A 20,666-nucleotide genomic window follows, 5' to 3' on the forward strand; every position below is an offset into this window, starting at 1 on the left:
TTGAATCCTTGGTTGGTTTATCCAGATGCAGCGAACAGGCAAGACCGGGTTCGGCTGCCTTGAAACCATTATTGACCATCCCCGCCAGCGAATAAATGGGCATAAAATGATTTCTTTATTCGAAAATAACCAATAATCCCCTTGATATGGGAGAGAGCACAATGGACCGCATCCAGACCATGGAAGTCTTTGCGAGAGTAGCGGAACTGGGCAGCTTCAGCCGCGCGGCGGAGCAGCTGAACCTGCCTGCCGCGACTGTCACCAATGCGGTGCAAGCGCTGGAGAAGCACCTGGGCGTGCGGCTGCTGCACCGGACCACGCGCAAAGTGACGCTGACTGACGAGGGCATCACCTACCTTGATCGTTGCACGCAATTATTAACGGAATTCGAAGATGTCGACGCCTTGTTCCAGCATGACCAGCTGCAGCCGCGCGGCGTGATCCGGGTCGACCTGCCGGAGCGCCTGGCGCACATGGTGGTGATCCCGGCGCTGCCGGAATTTTTCGCGCTCTATCCGCAGCTGCGCTTGAAACTGAGCGCCACAGACCGCTTTGTCGACCTGGTCGGCGAAGCGGTCGATTGCGTGGTGCGGGTCGGCGCGCTCAGCGATTCCAGCCTGATCGCCAGGCGCATCGGCAGCATGGAGCAGATCAACTGCGGCGCCAGGTCGTATCTGGAGCGCCACGGCAGGCCGCAAACCCTGAACGATCTGCAGCATCACATGGCGGTGAATTATTTTTCCAGCCGCACCGGGCGCGACCTGGGCTGGGAATACATGGCGGATGGCGAAGCGCGTTTCCTGAAACTGCCCGGCCTGATCTCAGTGGCCAGTTCCGATGCCTACCTGGCCAGCTGCGCCGCCGGGCTGGGATTGATACAGGCGCCGCGGTTCGGCCTGGAAGCATTGCTGGCGAGCGGCGAAATTGAAGAAGTGCTGCCGGATTTCAAGCCGGCGCCGTTGCCGGTATCGGTGGTGTACGCCCACAACCGGCATCTGTCGCCGCGGGTGCGGGTGTTTGTCGACTGGATCGCCAGGCTGCTGGCGGCCCGTTACGCATAAAGCGGCCCCGGCCGGGGCCATCAAAAAATTATCCGGCCTTGGCTTGCTGTGCGATCCAGCCGTCGATCTGCGTCTCCAGCATCTCCAGCGGCAAGGCGCCGTTGTCGATCACCGCATTGTTGAAGCGCCGCAAATCGAACTTGTCGCCCAGTGCCGCTTGCGCCTTTTCACGCAGCGCCTTGATCTTCAGCTGGCCGATCTTGTAGCCCAGGGCCTGGCCCGGATCGACGATGTAGCGGTCGATTTCAACCTGGTTGTCGTGCGGCGGGTTGGCCGTGTTCACGTTCATGTAGTCGATCGCCTGCTGGCGCGTCCAGCCCAAGGCATGCATGCCGGTATCGACCACCAGCCGCGCAGCGCGGAACAGCTCGTCGTTGAGGTGGCCGAATTTCGAGTAGGGATCGGTATAGAAGCCCATTTCGCCGCCCAGACTTTCCGCGTACAGCGCCCAGCCCTCGCCGAAAGCGACATACCAGCCGAAGCGGCGGAACGCCGGCAAGCCCTTGATTTCCTGCGCCCGTGCAGTCTGCAGATGGTGGCCCGGGATCGACTCGTGCAAGGTCAGGGTTTCCATTTCCCATTTCGGCCGGGTCTCGAGCTTCGACAGGTTGGCGAAGAAATAGCCCGGGCGCGAACCGTCAGGCGTGCCAGGCTCGTAATAGGCGCCGGCCTGGTTTTCCGCACCGACGTCAGGCACCGCCTTGACATCGACCGGCGCCTTGGGGATGTCGGCAAAGAAGCGCGGCAACTGCGCCGACGATTTCTTGATGATGTCCTTGTAGCCGGCCAGCAGGTCTTCCCGCTTGGTGAAATAAAAACGCGGATCGGTATTCAGAAAGGTGATGAATTCCGCGAACGTACCGGTAAATCCAGTCTGCTGCATCACCAGCTTCATTTCCGCCTGGATCCGCGCCACTTCCTCCAGGCCGACCTGGTGGATTTCCTGCGGCGTCATGCCGGTGGTGGTGTTTTCCTTGACCTTGTAGGCATAGTAAGCGGCGCCGCCGGGGAGGCTGGACGCGGCAATGCTGTCGCGGCAGGCCGGCAGATAGGTGTTGCTGATGTACGCATCGAGCTTGCGGAAAGCCGGCGCGACACCCTGCTGCAACAGCAGTTGCCCCTGGCGTGCCAGCTGCGTGCGCTGCGCCGCCGGGATAGCCGCCGGCATGTCCTTGAACGGCGCTGCCAGCGGACTGCTATCCAGCTTGGCGACGAATTCCTGCAACTGCCCAGGCACCACGCCCATGGTCGCCTTGGGCGCTACCCAGCCGGATTTGACGCCTTGCTGCAATTGCGCGATCACGCCGTCGACGTACTTAGGCAGCGCCCGCAGACGCGCCAGGTAGTTGCGGTAATCCTTGGCGTTGTTGAACGGCGTCTGCGCCACCAGCTGCGGGAAAGCGAACTGGACGCCGCTCAACTGCGTCAGCGGCGAGGGGTCGTAGGGATAGAACCCGGCGGCCCGGATATTCTTTTGCTTCTCGTAGACAAACAAATCATAGGAGAGCAGGTCCTGGCCGCGCAGCTTGCTGCGGTCGATGCGCCTGGCTTGCGCCAGCATCTGTTCCTGATGGGCGTTGGCGGCCAGGCTGGCGGCCGGCGAAGCATCCGACAGGCGGTCGTTATAGCGGTTGTCGCCGACTGCTGTCGCCATCTCCGGCGCATTGCGCAGGCTCCATTGCCAGTCGCTGTCGAATAGTGTGTTGAGCTGTTGACCAGGGGTCGCCGCGTTGCTGAACGGCGCCAGTAAAAGAGCAAGGACAAAAAGGATTTTATGCATGCATGTCTCCGGAGATTAGCCCGTCATTCTAGCCGGATTCATTTCTCAATGGAAATCCTCAACACCTTTCCTTTGCGCGCCCTCGCGGCCCCGGTCACGGCCATCCCGAGCGCTGCCGCGAGCGCCCTGCCCGGGCTCGCGCGGCAAGGCCGTGACCATGTTGCGGCCGCCATCCTTGGCTTTGTACAAGGCCTGGTCGGCCCGCACGATCAGGTTTTCCAGCGTATCGTCATGATCAAAAGCGACCACGCCGAAACTGGCGGTGATCTTGATGGACACGCCCCCCTCCAGCTGGAAATGACAGGCTTCGATTTCGCCGCGCAGTTTCTCTGCAACGGCGCGCCCGTGCTCCAGGTCGATTTCAGGCAGCATCAGCAAGAACTCTTCGCCGCCGTAACGCGCCAGCAGGTCAACCTTGCGCCGGCAGCGCCCGCTCAGCTCCGCCACCTTGCACAGCACCTGATCGCCGGCATGATGGCCATGCCGGTCGTTGACGGCCTTGAAGTGATCGACATCCATCAGGATCAGGCTCAGCTGTCGCCGGTAACGCTGGGCGACGCCGAACTGGTGTTCCCCGTGGGAAAAAAAAGCGCGCCGGTTTAACAGGCCGGTGAGGAAATCCGTGTCGGAGGCGGCCTGCAGCTGAGAGATCATCTCTTCGCGTTCTTTTTCCAGGCAGATTCGTTCCTGGCTATGCGCCTTCAGTACATGGATCGCGCGCATCATGTCGCCGATTTCATCGTCGTAGTACGGCGTCGGGATGGCAGTAGTCAGGGGTTCGTTGGCCAGGGAAACGAATACATCGGTGGCGTCGATGATCGGCCTCAGGACGCGCCGCCGTATCACGCGCAGCAGCAGCACGAAAATGCCCAGGGCCAGAAGCGCCAGGCCGACTGTCGCCAGCAAGAAATTACGCGCCCGCAGGTTGCGCTGTTCTGCTTCGCGGATCATGTCGGCGACGATCAGATCGCGCAGGCCGGGAATCGCCGCCATCCTCGGCACGTAGCTGGCGACCATTTCATCCGAACTCAGGCCATAGTTTCCCGAACTGCGTCCAGTGATGAACAGATTCGTCAGGAAATCGAGCCCCTCGCCCAGGGAATGATCGCGAATGATCTGCAGCGCCGCCTTGAACTCCGGCTTGTAGCTGTAGCCGCGCAGCTGCAGTTCAATCACGGCATACAGCTGGTCGGCCTGCCCGGAGAGCTTAACGAAGGTATACCTTTCCTGCACCGTCAGCGGCCGGCGGGCGACAATCGGCGCGGCCAGGGTCGAGACCATCTGGCCGGCGACATCGCGCAGGCTCGAAGCCAGCTGCGCGCTGGCCACGCCGTCATGAAGTTGCCGATCCGACTGAATGGCGACGCTGGCAAGAGCGGCAATGGCCGGCGCAAAAACATCCATCGTGTTCATGACCATGCCGGTGGCGACAGCGACCGTTTCCGGATCGCGCTGCGCTTTTGGCTTAGCCGCCAGCAAGTCGACATCCTGGCGCGCAGCAGCGAGCGACTGCTCTGTCAGCAGCACGTTCGCCATCACCGGCGCCAGCCAGGGACTGGCCTGCTCCCGCAAAACCAGCCGCAGGTTGCGTAGCGCGTGGTCACTGGCGGCACGCGCCGGCGCCAGCCTGGCGCGCACCGCTTCTCCGTCCTGCAAATCTTGCTGGAGCAGCAGATTGGTGGCCCCGCGCTCGATGACCAGCTTTTCTTCCGCCTGCAGCGCCAGATGCAGTTTTCTGATGACCGGAATGCTTTTCGTACTGCGCTCATACACAGTCCACTCGCTGTCGACAATTTTGCCGGCGAGGGCCAGGAACAGCAACATCAGCAGCAGGGAAATGATCCCGAATAAGCGATTTAGCGACATACGAAACGACACCCGCACCCGCAAAAATCCGGTGTGAATGTAATCTATAGTTTTTAATAGTTAAACGCTATTTGAAAAATATAATCAATAGCTTATCTATTAAATGATCGTATCACAAAACGCTAAAATCCCAAGATGGGATCCGGCCGTGGGCTCAGGCGCCCAGGCCGGCGGGCTGCTCCGTCACGCCGCGCATCGCCAGCACATCGCGATATAGCGAGGCATAACTTTCACCCATCACCCGCGCGGTAAACAATTTCTGGTAGCGTGCCTGCGCACGCGTTCCCATCGCCTGCGCCTGGTCCGGGTTATCCCATAAGCGTTGCATGGCCGCCCTGAACGCGTCGGGATCGCTGGGTGGAACCACGATGCCGGTTTCGCCGTGGTTGTTGATATAACTGGTGCCGGTGCCGATCTCGCTGGAAATCATCGGCTTGCCGTACATCGCCCCTTCCAGCAGGGAGATGCCGAAGGCTTCCGAACGCAGGTGCGATGGAAAGACCAGCGCATAGCATTGCTGCAGCAACGCGACCTTGTCCTCATCGCTGACGATGCCCAGGAATATCACATTGCTCAAGCCCTGCTCGGCGGCGCGCTGCTTGAGTTCCTGTTCGATCGGACCGGCGCCGACGATCACGATCGGATAGTCGGTGCCGCGCGCTGCGTCCAGCAGGATGTGCAAGCCTTTGTAGTAGCGGATGGCGCCGACGAACAGGAAGAAACGGCCGCCTATGCGCTGTTGCCATTGCTCCGTTACGGAGTCCGACGGCGTCGGATAGCTGTTTTTATCGAGGCCGATAGGAATGACCTGGGTTTTTTCCCTGTAGCCGGCCAGCACCGAACTGGTTTGCAGGTAGTTAGGCGAAGTCGCCACGACAGCATCGACGCTGCTCAGGAAGCGATGCATCAAGGGCCGGTACAGCTGCAGCAGCACCTTGTAGCGCACGATATCGGAGTGATAGGTGACCACGCTCGGCTTGTTCATGCGCGTGACAAAATGGGCCAGGTCCATGAACGGCCAGGGGAAATGATAGTGCACCAGATCGAAATCCTCCGCCAGCTGCGCGAAGCGCCTGATGGCGGACAGGGAAAAGCCGGTGGAAGCAATCTGCAAGTCCAGCTTGACCCGATGCACGGTGTGTCCGTGAAATTGCAGTTCGGCCGGATCCGGCGCTTCGCTCAGGGTCAGCACTTCGCTTTCAATGCCGCTGGCAGGCGAGCATTTACACAGCTGGAATATGGTCTGCTCGATGCCGCCGTACGATTCAGATTGATAAGTCTTGTAAAAATGAAGAACTCGCATTGCATCCTCTTTTCATTCTGCCGCCTCATCTGTTGCAACGCGAAGGGCAGTTTTCTGTTAACGTCAACTGCCGGTCTCAGCGCCAGTCTATATCTTTTAATGTTATTTAATGTCTACAAATGTTATTTAACTGTTTGCTGCTTGCCGATACACCTCGGCGGTGATCGCCGCGCATCTTGCCCAGGAAAACTCCTGCGAGCGCAGCAGGCCAGCGCCGCGCCGTTCCGTCCAGAGCGCGTCATCTTCCATCAAGCGCCGCATCTGTTCAGTCAGGGCGATGTCATCCTGGGGATGGACATAGGTACCGGCCGCGGCCGCAACTTCAGGCAGGCTGGCGCAATCCGATGCGATCACCGGCGTACCGCTGGCCATGGCTTCCAGCAAGGGCAGGCCGAAGCCCTCGTACAGCGAAGGAAACACCATGATCCTGGCGGCTGCCGTGACGCAAGCCAGATCGGCCTGATCCAGATAACCCGCAAAACGTACATGGCCGGCACTCACCGCCTGCCCCAGCGCCCCCTTCAGTTCATCCGCCTGCCAACCCGCCATGCCGACCACCAACAGAGGATAACGCGCGCGCAGCGGCGGCGGCAGGCGCGCATGCGCCTTGAGCGTCAACAGCAGGTTCTTGCGCGGCTCCAGCGTCCCGACAGAAAGAATGAAGCGGCGATAAGCCAGGCCCATTGCTTTCAGGCGCGGCAGCAGTTCGCGTTCATCGCGCGGCTGGAAAATGTCAGAACAGGCCAGCGGCGCCAGCACCACCTTCTCCGGCGGCAGGCTGAACTGCTGCCTGAGCTCTGCGCCGATATAGGCGGAGTCGACCAGTATCCGGCTGGCCTGCGCCACCGCAGACGGCAAGCGCCTTTCAATTTCCTTCAAGCGGTCTTGCGGCTGGGTCTGCGGATAATGAACATGCGTCAGATCGTGCACGGTCATCACGGTCGGTCCGGAAAAATCCAGCGGCCACAGGGTCGGCTCATGATAAACATGCGGACGGATCCTGCGTGCGCCGCGGTCGAAGCAGCGCTGCTCAAGCAGCCGCCGCATCCGGTAGGCAGCCGGCAGCAGCCGCTTGGCGGCGCCGGCCCAGCGCGCATATCCAGGCATGGCTGCGGCGGCCAGCGCAGGTCGCCAGCCGGCGCCGTAAAAATACTGCATTTCCAGCTCAGGGTGCTGCTGCAAGGCCTGCGCCAGCTCGGCAACATAGTTGCCGATGCCGGTGCGAGGCGCCAGCAGCACCTTGCTATTCAGTGCAATGGTCAGTTTCATCACAGGCGCTTTGCACATGCTTTTGGGTTTTCACCTGCTGCAGAACGCGCTGCACCAGCTGCCGCGCCGAATCTTCCCAGCTGAGCCAGGACCAGTCCTTCATTTCCTGCAATGCCGGAAAGATGCCGCTGTCTTCAAATTGCGTGACTTGCCGGCCTAGCGATTGCGGCTGATGCAAATCGAAATAACTGATGAAGTCGCCGCCGATCTCGTGGAAAACAGGAATGTCGCTGGCCATCACCGGCAAACCGCGCTGCATGGCTTCCACCAAGGGCAAACCGAAACCTTCCACGAACGATGGAAAGACCAGCACTTTCGCATGGCTATAGGCATGCTCCAGCTCGGCGTCGTCAAGATCGTTGAACATGTACAGCCGCCGCTTCAATTCCGGATGCTTCCTTACGCGTTCGATCAGGCGCTCATTTTTCCAGCCGATGCGTCCGATAAAACACAGGACCGCGTCGCTGCCCTCTTCCCACAACTGGTCAAAGGCATCCAGCAAATAGGCGTGGTTCTTGCGCGGCTCAATGGTGCTGACCATCAGGTAGACAGAACGGCCGGACGAGAACAGTTTTTGTACCGCCGGACGCACCGCTTTGCCGGCGTCAACCTGGTCGAGCTCGGAACCCAGGTGAAAAAAATCGAACCAGCGGCCGCGGGCCTGCTCGCTTCCGAGCCGCCGCCGCACCTCGGCATGCACTTCGTCGCGAATGGTGCCGGATATGGCGATGAAGCCGTTGGCGGTATTGGCGATCCATTCAAACCAGCGATCGAATACCTGCACCAGCGGACCATCGCAAAATTGCGGGTGGGTCAAGGGAATCAGATCGTAGATGACCGATACGATGGAGACGCCCTGCCGCTGCAGCTTTTCCGCCACCGGGAAAAAATCGGCATGCCAGGAGGAATCGAGCAGCACCAGGATATCGTCGGCGCGGCATGCCATTTCAACAGCGCGCGGCTGCAGTTCGATGTTTTCCAGGATCTTCTCGGTCAGATACAGGGGCAGCATGAATGAGAAACTGAGCAGACGGCATAGCACGTATGTCACCCGCTTTACGTTATGCGATGCCCGCCATGGCCAGAAGCGCAACAGGCGCGAGTGGATCAGCCAGTAACGGTTGCGCACCTGCACCAGCTTCTGCGCCACCTTCTCCAGTTTTTTCTGCACGCGGCTGCGCCACTCGTCGGAATGCGTGGGCGTCAGCTGCGTGACTTCGAGTATTTTCCCCTGCTTGAAGATGACGGGAATGCATACCGCTTCATCTTGCACTGCCGGCAGATGATTGATGATATTGCGCACCACGCGCTGTATCCCTGAATTCATTTCAGGATGATGGAACACATAGGTACATTCGATCAGCAGTCTGCTCATGCCGCCACTCCATCCGGGCGCATGCTTCCAGACGACCGTTCAACCGCAATCTCCGCGTCCAGGAATGCGCAGCCGACAAAATCGGGATGGCGGGTATTGATCACATGAAAAATCACGCTGTAGTCGCGCCACTCATAGTTGGTGTCGAGATGGGAATCCAGCCGCGACAAGGAAATGGCGATCGAGTAACTGCCCTTGCCCAGGTTCATCGGGAAACGGCAGCGGTATATGACGTTTTCGCCGGGCTGCAAGTCGGTCTGCGGCATCTCGAGCCGGTGCGTGTTGATGCCGAAGATCGACTGCCCGAGCTTGTCCTTGATCATGTAACCCATCACCAGGCGCGGCACTTCAGCATTGATCGCAACCCGTACTTCCAGCGTGGCGTAGGCGCCGACTTCCACCACATCGATCCGCTTGCCGGCGTCATCCAGCAGATTCACCGACGCGATGCTGGCTTCGCCGGTGCCGGAAATCGTTCTTAACCTGCCGTCTTCGAGACGTTCCTGGCGCACGGTCTGCTGTTCGCGCTCGGCCAGCATGGCATTGTAAAAATCCATGACGTCCACCGGATCGCCCTGCATTTCCAGGCGGCCGCGATTGAGCAGGATGGCGCGGTCGCAAATGGTCTGGATCGCATAACGGTCATGCGAGACGATCAGCAAGGTGGTTCCGGCGCGCCGGAATTCGCGGATCCGCTCAAAGCTCTTGTGCTGGAAATAGGCGTCGCCGACGGACAAGGCTTCATCGACAATCAGCACGTCCGGCCGGCTGGCCGTGGCGACGCTGAACGCCAGCCGCATCTGCATGCCGCTCGAATAGGTGCGCACCGGCTGGTCGATGTATTCGCCAATCTCGGCGAATGCCTCTATTGCCGGCATCAAGGCCGTTATTTCGTCGTTCCGCAAGCCTTGCAGCTGGCCGGCCATGATCGCGTTCTGCCTGCCGGTAAAATCGGGATGGAAACCCATGCCGAGTTCCAGCAGCGCCGCCACCCGCCCCTGGATATCGATAGTGCCCGCGCTCGCCTGGGTAGTACCGGCAATCAGCTTCAGCAAAGTGCTTTTGCCGGCGCCGTTGATGCCGACAATGCCGACCGCTTCGCCGGCCGCCAGCTGGAAATCGATGTCCTGCAAGACCCAGTGCAATTGGTGCCGCACCCTGGAAAACGGCGAAATCCATTCGGCCAGGCGAGCCCAGCGGCCGTCATATGTCTTGTAGGCCTTGCCGAGCCCTTTAACCGTCACTTTACCCATCAGAGTTCATCCACCATTTCACCCGCGTGCCTGCGAAACAGCAACATCCCGAAAATACACAGGGCAACGCTCAGCAAGGCAACCGCCCACAGGTCGCTCCAATGCGGCCATGCAGCGCTGATGAAAATACCCTGGTAGGCGACGATCAGCGCGCTCATCGGATTAAATTTGAGCAAGGTCTGCACGCCGGCGGGCAGGGTCGACACCGTATAGACGATCGGCGTAAACCAGAACCAGAACTGCAGCACGATGCCGAACAGCTGGCCGATATCGCGGAAGAAGACGTTCAGCACGCCGAGCACAATGCCGAGGCCGACCGAAAACAGCACCTGTATCAGCAGCAGCGGCAGCATCGCGAAAAAGACCCAGCCCGGGAAATTGCCGGAGACCAGCAAGAAGCCAAGGAACAGGGCGAAGATGATGGAGAAATTCAAGCCCGCGTTCAGCACCGTAATGATAGGCAGGCAGATGCGCGGAAAATTGAGCTTCTTGATCATGTTGCCATTTTCCAGGAACACGTTCTGCATGCGCGATACCGTCTCGGTAAAAAATCCCCACGTCAGCAAGCCTGCGCAAAGATAAATCCCGTAGGCGAACTGGCTGCCGGCATTCGGCAGGCGCGCATGCATGAGCTGCGAAAAAATCACCGTATAGACCACGATCATGGCCAGCGGATTGAGCACCATCCAGGCGGCGCCCAGCATTGAATTGCGATAGCGCGACTGGAACTCGCGCCTGACGCTGCCGGCAATGAAGCCGCGATAGTGCCAGATCGAACGCAACAAGGTTTGCGCCTTGCTCTTCTGCATGATGGTCAGCATTTTCTGCACTTTCTGCACTATTTGCACCTGCCATACTTGTCGTCAAAGCGCACGATATCGTCTTCGCCCAGATAGGCGCCGCTCTGCACTTCGATCATGACCAGCTCCAGCAAGCCAGGGTTTTCAAGGCGATGCCTGGTGCCGGCGGGGATATAGGTCGACTCGTTGGTGTTGACGTAGATTTCGCGGTCGCCGTTGACCACCTTGGCCATGCCGTGCACCACCACCCAGTGCTCGCTGCGGTGATGATGCATCTGCAGCGACAGCGATGCGCCCTGCTTGACCACGATGCGCTTGATCTTGAAGTTGGGCCCCTGCTCCAGCAAGGTATAGCTGCCCCATGGGCGGAACACGGTGCGATGCAGCTTATAGGTATCGTGCTCGCTGCTCTTGAGCTGCTGCACCACCTTCTTCACGTTCTGCACGTGATCGGGATGGGCGATCAGCAAGGCGTCGGGCGTGTCCACCACGATCAGGTTGTTGACGCCGACAGTCGCCACCAGGCGTTGTTCCGAATAGATGTAATTGTTCTTGCTGTCGATCAGCACCGCCTCGCCCAGCACCCGGTTTTCCTGTTCGTCCGGCTCCACCAGCTGCCGCAAGGCGCCCCAGGAACCGATATCGTTCCAGTCGAAGCCGGCCGGTATCACCGCCACCTTGTCGGAGCGTTCCAGCACCGCATAGTCGATCGAGATGTCTTGCATCGCCATGAAGCTTGCGCTGTCCAGTTCCTGCAGCAGGACGCCGGCCGACGGACCGGCCGGACTGGCCTCGATGCAGGCGCTGGCCGCCGCCAGGATCTCGGGAGCATGCTTTTCCAGTTCGGCCAGAAAGGCCGACACCGAGAAACAGAAAATGCCGGCATTCCACAGATGCTTGCCACTGCCAACAAAGCCGGCGGCGCGCTCGGCATCCGGTTTTTCGATGAAACGCTTTACCTGCGCAGCGCCGGCGCTGTCGATCTCGGCGCCGCATTCGATATAGCCAAAGCCGGTTTCCGGCGTCAGCGGCCGCACGCCGAAGGTCACCAGGTAGCCTTGCTTGGCGACTTCCACGGCATGCCGCACCGCTTCGGCGAAGCATTCGACGTCCTTGATCAGGTGATCCGCCGGCATCACCACCATGATGGTGTTATCGCCATGCAAGGCGCGCAGGGACACTGCCGCCGCCGCGATGGCCGGCGCCGTATTGCGGCCGGCGGGTTCCAGCATGAAATGCGGGCGATGATGGATTCCCAGGTCGGCCGAGATGAATTCGTCCTTGCTCTGGAAATAATAATCGCGATTCGTCACGCTCAGGATGTCGCCGCGGATGCCTAACTGGGCCACCCGCTGATAGGTTTTCTGCAGCAAGCTTTTGCCGTCCGGGAGCTTGATGAAGGGCTTCGGATGCCCTTCCCGCGAAACCGGCCACAAGCGCGTGCCGGCGCCGCCGGAAAGGACCACCGGCACGATCACTGCCGTCGCTGTCAATGGAATACCCGGTTCTGGCGTACGCATCTTGGTCTCCCTTTATTCTTTAGCTGAGGTCAGGCGGCGCATATCCGCGTCAACCATTTGCTGTATCAATTGTTCCAGTCCGGTCTTCGGCTTCCAGCCCAGCTTGCGCTGCGCCTTGGCCGGATTGCCGAGCAAGACGTCGACTTCGGCCGGGCGGAACAGCTGCGGGTCGATCACCAGGTGCTCTTCATAATCCAGACCGAGATGAGCGAAGGCAATCCGGCACATCTCGCGCACGCTGGTGGTGACGCCGGTGGCGATCACGTAGTCCTCGGCCTGCTCCTGTTGCAGCATCAGCCACATCGCTTCCACGTAATCGCCGGCAAATCCCCAGTCGCGCTTGGCGTCGATATTGCCCAGCCGCAGTTCGCGCTGCTTGCCGAGCTTGATGCGCGCCGCGGCGTCGGTCACCTTGCGCGTGACGAATTCGATGCCGCGCAAAGGCGATTCATGATTGAACAGGATGCCGCTGGAGGCGTGCAGGCCGAAACTTTCACGATAATTGACGGTGATCCAGTGGCCGTAAAGCTTGGCGACGCCATACGGGCTGCGCGGGTAGAACGGCGTGTTTTCGTCCTGGTGCTGGGCCTGGATCAGGCCGAACATTTCGCTGGTGGATGCCTGGTAGAAGCGCGCCGCCGGGCAGAACTGGCGAATCGCTTCCAGCATGTGGGTAACGCCCAGGCCATCCACCATCCCGGTCACCACCGGCTGGTTCCAGGAGGTGCCGACAAAACTTTGCGCACCCAGGTTATAGATTTCGTCAGGACGGGACTGGCACACGGCGCGTATGGCGGAAGTGGCGTCCGCCAGATCGCCTTCTATGAATTGCAGCCGCTCCAGGATTCCCAGCTCGCGCAAGCGCCATAATGTGTCGCTGCTGCGCCTTGCCAGCAGGCCGTATACCTTGTAATCCTTGTCAAGCAGCAGCTTGGCCAGGTAAGCGCCGTCTTGTCCGGTGACGCCGGTAATCAATGCTGTCTTTGTCATAGCCTGTATCTCCAAATATCTGTTTTTTATCTGTTCGTGGGTCACGACCGCGTTTGCGCTGCGCTCTCCGCGGCTACCCTGGCATCCCAGTCCGCCAGGACGCTCAATAAAGTCTGCTGCATGGGAATGGCTGGCTGCCATGCCGTTGCCTGCGTGATTTTCTGGTTGCTGCCCTTTACCCGGCGCAAGTCCGAAGGCCGCAAACGCGCCGGATCCTGCTCGATCGCTGCATCGGTCTCGGTCAGGTACAGCATGCTGGCGATCATGTCGCGGACCAGATATTCCTTGCCCGAGCAGACGTTGTAGATTTCACCGTTCTGGCCGCTTGCGAGCAAGGCCAGATAGGCAGAAATGACATCTTCCACATCCAGGAAATCGCGGCTGACGTCAACGTCGCCGACCAGTATCCGCGGCTCTTGCAACCCCAGCCTGATGCGCGCCAGCTGGCGGGCGACGCTGGAGATCACGAAATCTTCACGCTGCCCAGGACCGATATGATTGAACGGCCGGGCCACCAGGATGCGCCACGGCAGATTGCAGCTCCATTGATAGCAAAGCAGTTCCGCCGCCGCCTTGCTGACCGCGTACGGATTTTGCGGACGCGCCGGCTGCTGCTCGCTGACCGGCAACAGTTCCGGATCGACCCGCCCGTAGACGTCGCCCGAACTGACATAGAGAAAAGTGCCGCTGAAACCGTTGCGCTGCAGCGCCTGCAGCAGGTTCAGCGTGCCCTTCAGGTTGACGTCCAGGGTATGCGCCGGATCGCGGAAGGCTTCCGGGATAAAGGTCTGGCCGGCGAGATGGATCACAGCGTCCGGACGCGCCTGTTGCAGCACCCGGTCCAGCGATGCCGGATCCAGCAGATCATAAGCGCTGTCGGCGGATATCAGTTGCCAGCCATGCGCCGCGACCTGATGTTCGCGCAGGCGCTCGAAGGCAAGGCCGACAAAGCCTGACTGTCCGGTGATGAATAGCCGTTTCATAAGCGGTCGCTCCTTTCCTGCGGTTGTTCGGTTAAAGCCATCGCGCACATTTCATCCTGGCTTGCGCGCAATAATGATCTGGCTTTTCGGCATGAAATCATTCAAGGCCTGCCGCACCTGTTCCCCGTTCGGGCTGTCCATCAGCAGTTCCCAGGTTTTCGCCCAGCTGTCCAGCAAGGGATGATGCGCATTGCTCAGGTCCACCTTGCAGACCCAGAAAAGCAGCCACCAGACCGACCAGTAGAAAGCGTAGTAATCGTGGCGTTCGACGATCAGGCCGGCGTCCGTCACCATCTTTTCAAACTGCTCGCGCTCGATGATGCGGATGTGGTTCGGCTTTTCAAAATGCGACGCCGGCGCCACTTTCTTTTGCATGTGCTCCTGCACCGGATCCGGTACTGACAACAGGTAATGCGCGCCCGCCTTGCCAACCCGAACCAGTTCGCCCAGGAACTGCGCCGTATCGTCGACGTGCTCAAGCACCTCCATGCAGATCACCTTGCTGGCGATGCCGTCTTCCAGCAAAAAAGGATTGGCGTCGCCGACCAGGCCTTGCACTATCCGAGCCGGGGTTTCAGTCAGGCGCTGCTTGGTGAATTCGACTTTGCCGGCGTCGATGTCGGCCACGATCACATGGGCGCCGCGATGGCCGCAAAACAATGAATTGCCGCCGTCGCCGCAACCGGCATCCAGCACCACATCCTCCGCATTGATGACAAAGCCGCGATACAGTTCATCGCTTTCCTGCAGATACCAGCCGCTCGCCAGGGCATCGCGCAATCCGATATGAAAGGAATCGACCGCCGCCGCTGGCGCCGGCGTCGGTGCCGGCGGCGCAGCTTCGGCTACCGGCATTACCTGCGCGGAGGCATCTGATTTAACGCTGCCGAAAAGCCTTTTGATCAAGTCTCGCATGCTATTTTCTTGCTTCCATCGTTATGATCTAAGTCTGCAACTGGAGCCGGGACTGTCCCATCGCGTCGGCAATTCTTTTGCCCCGCGCGCGCAAAGGAGTCTCGATGAAGCGGTAGTTAAGCTCGCTGAACGCCACCACCAGCACTGCAGCCGTCAACGCCAGCCTGACGTTATAGGTATGGTCGAAAATGGTATCGGTGGGAGCAATCCAGAACCAGATCTGACGGCTCATGAGATAGGCCGGCATATGCGTCAGGTACAGCGCGTAGGAACGGCTGCCGACCCACAACAAGAGACGCTTCAGAGGATTGTCCGGCATCAGATAGTCCGCGTCATACGAAGCGATCCAGACCAGCACAATCGATATCAGCGCGACGCTTCCGACCCAGAAACGGAATTCCTGATATTGCGGCGATCCGATCTTTGCCAGGCAAGCCGCCAGGATCAAGAGTGGCAGCAAGCGCGCCCATTTCCAGCCTTTCAAAAATACCGGTTCGAGCTTGCGGTAACTGCCGCGTTTGCTCCAGATTGCCAGCAGCACCCCCAGCAGCAAGGCGTCGGAACGCACCAGCATCAAAAACAGCGATTGGTGGCGATTGGCAAAAAATTGCAGCACAACCAGGACAATCAGCACGCCTGACAGCCAGCGGCGGCAGAGGAACACGGCCAGCGGCAGCAACAGATAAAACTGCTCTTCCAGCGACAGGCTCCAGTACGGCGTGGTGGGACCAAGTTCATCGTGGCCGAATTTCAGCATCACGCGGAAATTCATATAGTTCAGCAATCCTGCCAGGCTGCCCTCCAGATTCACCTGCAGGGAACTGAATATGCCCGACTTCTTGAACGCCACTGTCGCCAGCAACAGCAGCGCCAGCCAAAGCCACGCGGTAGGCCACAGGCGCCAGGCGCGCCGCACCCAGAACTTGGCGGCAACGGAGAAAAAAGAAGCCCGGCTGTCGCTGCGGTCAAGGCGCGGGATCAAGTCCCGGGCAATCACGAAGCCGGAAATCGCAAAGAACAGATCGACGCCATTCCAGAATCCGAAATGGGTATAGATGAATGCAAGAATCTCGCTTGGCTGCCCGAACAGATTGAAACGCGTATGCTCGAACAAAACGAAAAGCACCGCAATTCCGCGCAGCAGCTCGATATCCTTGATTCGATGATTCATGTGCCCTCTGCTCCGATAGTTACCGACGGTGCGGCTTGCGGGCGATGATCGCCTGGCTCTTGGGCATGACGCTATCCAATAACTGCTTGATCCTGGCGCCCTCCGGCAACGAAATCAATTGATACCAGGTGTTTGCCCATTCATTGAGCAACGGCGAATGAGGCGGCTTGATATTGTCGCGGGTTGCGCCTTCGGCGCTATCGGCGGCGGATTGATCGGCCCAGTACAGGCACATCCAGATCGACCAGAAAAAACCGGAAGCATGCCGCTGTTCGATTTCCAGGCCGGCGTCGGTCACCAGCTTTGCGAACGCGTCGCGTTCGAAAACATGGATATGGTTAGGCTTCTGGAAATGCGACGGCGGCGCCAGCTGCTTCTGCAGACCTTCGCCGACCGGATCCGGCACCGTCAGCAGATATAGCGCTCCGGGCTGTCCGACGCGCACCAGTTCGGCCAGCACTTGCGCCGGGTCGTCGACATGTTCCAGCATTTCCATGGCGACGACGCGGCTGACGCTGCCATCCGCCAGCGGCAGCGGATTGGTGTCGCCGACCAGGGCCTGATAGCCGCGCGCCGGGCTGTTCGCCACATTGGCGGCCAGCCGCGCCACCTGGTCGGCATCGGTATCGGAAAAAATCACATGCGCACCGCAGCGCGCGGCGAACAAGGTCGCCCCGCCCTCGCCGCAGCCGACATCGAGCACGACATCCGCAGGCGTGATCGGAAATCCTTTCAGCAGCTCGCCGCTGTCCGATTGAAACCAGCCGCTTTGCACGGTGTCGATAAAACCGCAGACGCGCGAATCGACCACGCCTTCCGGCGACACCGGCGCCGGCAGCGCTTCTGGCTCAGCTTCTTGCTTGCGTGCCGGCTCAACAGCCTCGGCTTTCGGCGGACGCAGCCAATCGGTAAGAAATTTCATCATGCGATGGCCTTGTCCGCTGTCTTGCCGGCATCGCGCGCGTGCCTGGCGAGGCGCTCTGAAAGAAAGGCATCCAGGCGCTGCTTCACCACGGCGCGCGAGCAATGCTGCTGCAGGCTCTGTACCGCGTGCTCCGCCATTTGCCAGTACCTTTGCGGATCTTGCCGGGCGACGCGATAACTGTCCTTGTAGGCGGCCAGCAGCGTGCCCCAGTCTATGCGGTAGCGCAAAGTCCGGTAGGCCTGACGCGGGTCGTGCGGCCAGTGGCTCGGCTCTGTGCTGGAGTCCAGCACGAAAGCGTTGTCGCGATCGATATAGTCAGCCATTGCGGTATTGACCGGTGCGATCGCCGGCTTGCCGCAAGACATGAACTCCATCAGCGGCAGGCACTGGCCTTCGCCGTGCGAGGTATTCAGTACATAGGTCGTGGCGGACACCAGTTTTTCGTAGTCGGCGTCGCTCAGATAGCCGTGGATCAGCAGCACGCGGCACTTGAACGGCGTCAGCTTGTAGACGTTCTCCAGCAGATTGTCGATGCCGATGCGGACGTCGTGGTGGGTCAGCTTCAACACCAGCGTGGCATCTTCGGTATCGCGGAATGCCCAGCAAAAAGCGCTGATCATGTCGTACCAGTTCTTGCGGCCGTCATACGGGTTGAAGACCGAGGTATATACCACGCCGTCGATATGCACCTTGACCGGCTCGCGCCGGGCCAGCGCCGGCGGCCGCACCAGGTTCGGCTTGGGGAAGCGCCGCAGCGGCACGCTGTAGGGGGAAAGATCGACCGTGCGGCTATCGACCACGGTGCCGGCAACATGCAGGTCGACGCCGTCGGGATGATTGGCGATCGACAGCTTTTCGCGCAACGCGGAAAAGCGGTCCCATACCGGCGCCGGTATCGAGACCACCGGAAATGCCGGCGTCATCGCGCGCCGCACCGAATCCGCGGTGAATACCGAATGCGTGATGGCGCTGCCGACCTTGTCGAAGACATAGCGCCAGTCATGGCGCGGCTCGCCAAACCAGACCTCGTTCGGCAGTGTGCTGAACTCCCATGCGAACACCGGAATAGTCGGACAGGCCAGGCCGACCACCGTTTTATGCGGCGGCGAGAACGACAGGAACACGCAGGATTCACCGTGCGCGGCGGCGCTGCGGTAGATGTCGTCGACTTCGCGCGCGGGATCGCTGACAGTCACCACGATGCCGAGCTGCTCCAGCACCGGGCGAAATTCCTTCAGCACGAAGTAGTAGCTGTACTCAGGCAGGCCGAGGTTCGAGGCAATCGAACCGGAGTTGGTTTCGGAATAAATAATGATAATCATCTGGCGCCGGATGTCAGGTAAGAGCGGGGATGAACGGTGCCGCAGACGCAGCGTGAAGAGGACAGCGTCATGCCTGCTCCTCCACAGCTTCTTGCTGGAAAAAGTCGCGCAGCTGTTCCTTGACGACCGCGCCCGCGCTGTACGCTTGCATGCGCGCGATAGCGTGCCGGCCCATCGCCAGGTATTTTTCCGGATGCTGTTTCGCTATCTGATAGCTCTCCGCATAGCCGTTGCAGATCGATTCCCAATCCAGGCGGTAACGCAGGGTGCGGAACAGGTCGCGCGGATCATGCGGCCAGACATTATGCTCGAGGCTGGACTTGACGATGAAGGCGGCGCCGTCGTCGATGTAATCTTCCATCGCCGTATGCCGCGGCGCGATGACCGGCCTGCCGCAGCTCATGAATTCCATCAGCGGCAGGCACAGGCCTTCGCACAAGGAGGTATTGACGTAAAAACTGGTGGCGCCTATCAGTTCTTCATAGGTGGCGTCGTCGAGATAGGCGTGCAAGGTCAGGACCCGGCACTTGAACGGCGCCAGCTGCGACAGCAAAGTCAGCAGGGTGTTGTGATACAGCGACAGATCGCGCTCATTCATCTTCAGCACCAGCGTCACATCCTCGACGTCGCGGAAAGTCCAGCAGAACGCGGTCACCATGTCGAACCAGTTCTTGCGGCCATCCTTGGGACTGAGGATGGAGGTGTAGACCACCCCTTCCAGATTGACGCTCACCGCGGGCTCTTGCGGCGGCTCCGGCGCAACGGCTGCTGCTGCCGCTGACGGCGCGGCCGGCGCCGCTTGCTGCTGCGCCTGCGGCTCCGCCGGCAAGGGCTGCACTGGCGCAAGCGTGCGGCTCTCGTAGCCCATGACGGCGCGCGCAACGGTATTGCCGCTGCGTCCGCTGAGCGCCACCGCGCGGGCCAGCCATAAAGGCAGCAGGTCGCGCACCGCTTCCCGGTACCAGGTCAGCAGATGGCGCTTGGTCACTGCCAGCCGATAGCGCAGGTTCTTGGCCGGCGCCGCGGGTTCAGGCTGGGGCGGCGGCGCGACCGCTTCCGGCGCAGGTTCCGGCTGGACTGGCGGCGGCAGCGGCGCCTCATCGGACTCATCGGGCGCATCGAGCTCGTCCGACGCCTGCGGGAAGGTGACATGTGCGATCAGGCCGTCGGCAGACAAACCCAGAACATGGCTATCGATCACGATGCCGCGCACCTGCAGCTGGCTTTGAGCGGGCGGCAGGCTGGATCCGAAGCGCGCCCGCGGAGCGGCGAACTGCTCCCACAATGGCGCCGGCACCGCCAGCACCGGGAACGCCGGCCCCATCGCTTCCCGGACGATGCGCGCGGTATAGCTGGACAAGGTGATCGCCCGGCCATGGCGGCCAAACACGTTGCGCCAGTCGTTGCGCACATCCTCATCCCACTGCTCGTCGGGAATGTTGCTGTATTCCCAGGCGAACACCGATACGGTCGGGCAGCGCAGGTCGATCAAGGTTTTGTTGGGCGGGGAAAAGGAAAGGAAAACGCATTCTTCGCCGCGATCGCGGCAGGCGTCGAACAGTGGATCGACTTCAGTCTCCGGCTGCCGAACCACGGTCACTGTGCCGAGCTCCTGCAAGACGGTGCGAAAAGCTTTCAAGACAAAGTAGTAGCTGTACTCTGGCAAACCAAGGCTTTTGTTGATTGTATTTTCGCCAATATCCGAATACAGAATGAAATTCATCAAAATCGTACTTTTAATCGAATGTTAATCGTCCGAATCATTGCCTTGGCCACTTACCGCCTGCCGTCGCGCCGCTTCAGACCTGTCTCAGCCTCGTAGTCGAGGCCATTCATTTTTATCGTGGGGAAAAATGCAGAAGCTGCCATGCGTCAAGAAGTTTCCTGCCAAACACTCCCCTTGGGCGATGATACCTGATCCCGCGCGGGGGTAGTCAAATGAGGAAGGGCTTTAGAGAGTAGCCCCTATTATGGAAGGGCTTGCCGATACGGTAATTTTTTGCCGGATTCATAGACAAAAACACGCTGGAATTGCTGGGGCGGAAGGAGAATGGCGTGGCGCAACGAACAATATCATTGGCCAATATGCGCAGGCTGCCGCTGGCGCAAGGGAGATACCACCCGGCGCCGGCA

Annotated in this window: 16 protein-coding genes; 1 reads left to right on the forward strand and 15 read right to left on the reverse strand. The window is 60.1% G+C overall.

Features of this window, described 5'->3' with window-relative positions; translation table 11 throughout:
* The first annotated feature begins 161 nt into the window (after window positions 1-161).
* Entirely contained in the window at window positions 162-1,061 is a 900-nt protein-coding gene (locus AC07V8_RS07440) for a LysR family transcriptional regulator (protein WP_494678998.1), read from the forward strand.
* Window positions 1,062-1,089: 28 nt separating this feature from the next.
* On the opposite strand, the gene AC07V8_RS07445 is transcribed toward AC07V8_RS07440, so the two are convergent.
* The 15 genes from AC07V8_RS07445 to AC07V8_RS07515 form a co-directional block, all read right to left on the reverse strand.
* Window positions 1,090-2,841: a DUF885 domain-containing protein gene (locus tag AC07V8_RS07445; protein WP_494678997.1), complete on the reverse strand. Its 1,752-nt coding sequence runs from the start codon at window positions 2,839-2,841 to the stop codon at window positions 1,090-1,092.
* A gap of 45 nt (window positions 2,842-2,886) precedes the next feature.
* The gene (locus tag AC07V8_RS07450; RefSeq protein WP_494678996.1) at window positions 2,887-4,707 is read right to left on the reverse strand and encodes a GGDEF domain-containing protein; all 1,821 of its coding nucleotides are present in this window, start codon (window positions 4,705-4,707) and stop codon (window positions 2,887-2,889) included.
* Window positions 4,708-4,861: 154 nt separating this feature from the next.
* Window positions 4,862-6,010, reverse strand: coding sequence for a glycosyltransferase family 4 protein (locus tag AC07V8_RS07455; RefSeq protein WP_494678995.1), 1,149 nt, complete (start codon window positions 6,008-6,010; stop codon window positions 4,862-4,864).
* Between the two features lie 126 nt (window positions 6,011-6,136).
* Window positions 6,137-7,279, reverse strand: a complete 1,143-nt coding sequence (locus tag AC07V8_RS07460) for a glycosyltransferase family 4 protein (RefSeq protein ID WP_494678994.1) — start codon at window positions 7,277-7,279, stop codon at window positions 6,137-6,139.
* Window positions 7,254-8,654, reverse strand: coding sequence for a glycosyltransferase family 4 protein (locus tag AC07V8_RS07465; protein WP_494678993.1), 1,401 nt, complete (start codon window positions 8,652-8,654; stop codon window positions 7,254-7,256). The genes AC07V8_RS07460 and AC07V8_RS07465 overlap by 26 nt, the downstream gene beginning before the upstream one ends.
* Window positions 8,651-9,907, reverse strand: coding sequence for an ABC transporter ATP-binding protein (locus AC07V8_RS07470; RefSeq protein ID WP_494678992.1), 1,257 nt, complete (start codon window positions 9,905-9,907; stop codon window positions 8,651-8,653). The genes AC07V8_RS07465 and AC07V8_RS07470 overlap by 4 nt, the downstream gene beginning before the upstream one ends.
* Window positions 9,907-10,728: an ABC transporter permease gene (locus AC07V8_RS07475; RefSeq protein ID WP_494678991.1), complete on the reverse strand. Its 822-nt coding sequence runs from the start codon at window positions 10,726-10,728 to the stop codon at window positions 9,907-9,909. Before AC07V8_RS07475 ends, AC07V8_RS07470 begins: the two co-directional genes overlap by 1 nt.
* A 17-nt stretch (window positions 10,729-10,745) precedes the next feature.
* The gene (locus AC07V8_RS07480) at window positions 10,746-12,227 is read right to left on the reverse strand and encodes a mannose-1-phosphate guanylyltransferase/mannose-6-phosphate isomerase (RefSeq protein ID WP_494678990.1); all 1,482 of its coding nucleotides are present in this window, start codon (window positions 12,225-12,227) and stop codon (window positions 10,746-10,748) included.
* 12 nt (window positions 12,228-12,239) lie between these two features.
* Window positions 12,240-13,217: a GDP-mannose 4,6-dehydratase gene (locus AC07V8_RS07485; RefSeq protein WP_494678989.1), complete on the reverse strand. Its 978-nt coding sequence runs from the start codon at window positions 13,215-13,217 to the stop codon at window positions 12,240-12,242.
* A 41-nt stretch (window positions 13,218-13,258) separates the two neighbouring features.
* Window positions 13,259-14,200, reverse strand: a complete 942-nt coding sequence (locus AC07V8_RS07490; protein WP_494678988.1) for a GDP-mannose 4,6-dehydratase — start codon at window positions 14,198-14,200, stop codon at window positions 13,259-13,261.
* Window positions 14,201-14,251: 51 nt separating this feature from the next.
* Entirely contained in the window at window positions 14,252-15,055 is an 804-nt protein-coding gene (locus tag AC07V8_RS07495) for a class I SAM-dependent methyltransferase (RefSeq protein WP_494678987.1), read from the reverse strand.
* Between the two features lie 88 nt (window positions 15,056-15,143).
* Entirely contained in the window at window positions 15,144-16,286 is a 1,143-nt protein-coding gene (locus AC07V8_RS07500) for an acyltransferase family protein (RefSeq protein WP_494678986.1), read from the reverse strand.
* A gap of 19 nt (window positions 16,287-16,305) precedes the next feature.
* A complete protein-coding gene (locus AC07V8_RS07505) occupies window positions 16,306-17,211 on the reverse strand; it encodes a class I SAM-dependent methyltransferase (protein WP_494678985.1) in 906 nt (301 codons plus the stop codon).
* Entirely contained in the window at window positions 17,208-18,533 is a 1,326-nt protein-coding gene (locus AC07V8_RS07510) for a glycosyltransferase (protein ID WP_494678984.1), read from the reverse strand. Before AC07V8_RS07510 ends, AC07V8_RS07505 begins: the two co-directional genes overlap by 4 nt.
* Before the next feature lie 67 nt (window positions 18,534-18,600).
* On the reverse strand, window positions 18,601-20,256 hold the full coding sequence (locus tag AC07V8_RS07515) for a glycosyltransferase (RefSeq protein WP_494678983.1): 1,656 nt from the start codon (window positions 20,254-20,256) through the stop codon (window positions 18,601-18,603).
* Window positions 20,257-20,666: the final 410 nt, after the last annotated feature.

Source organism: Collimonas sp. GW821-FHT02H07 (assembly GCF_059421505.1).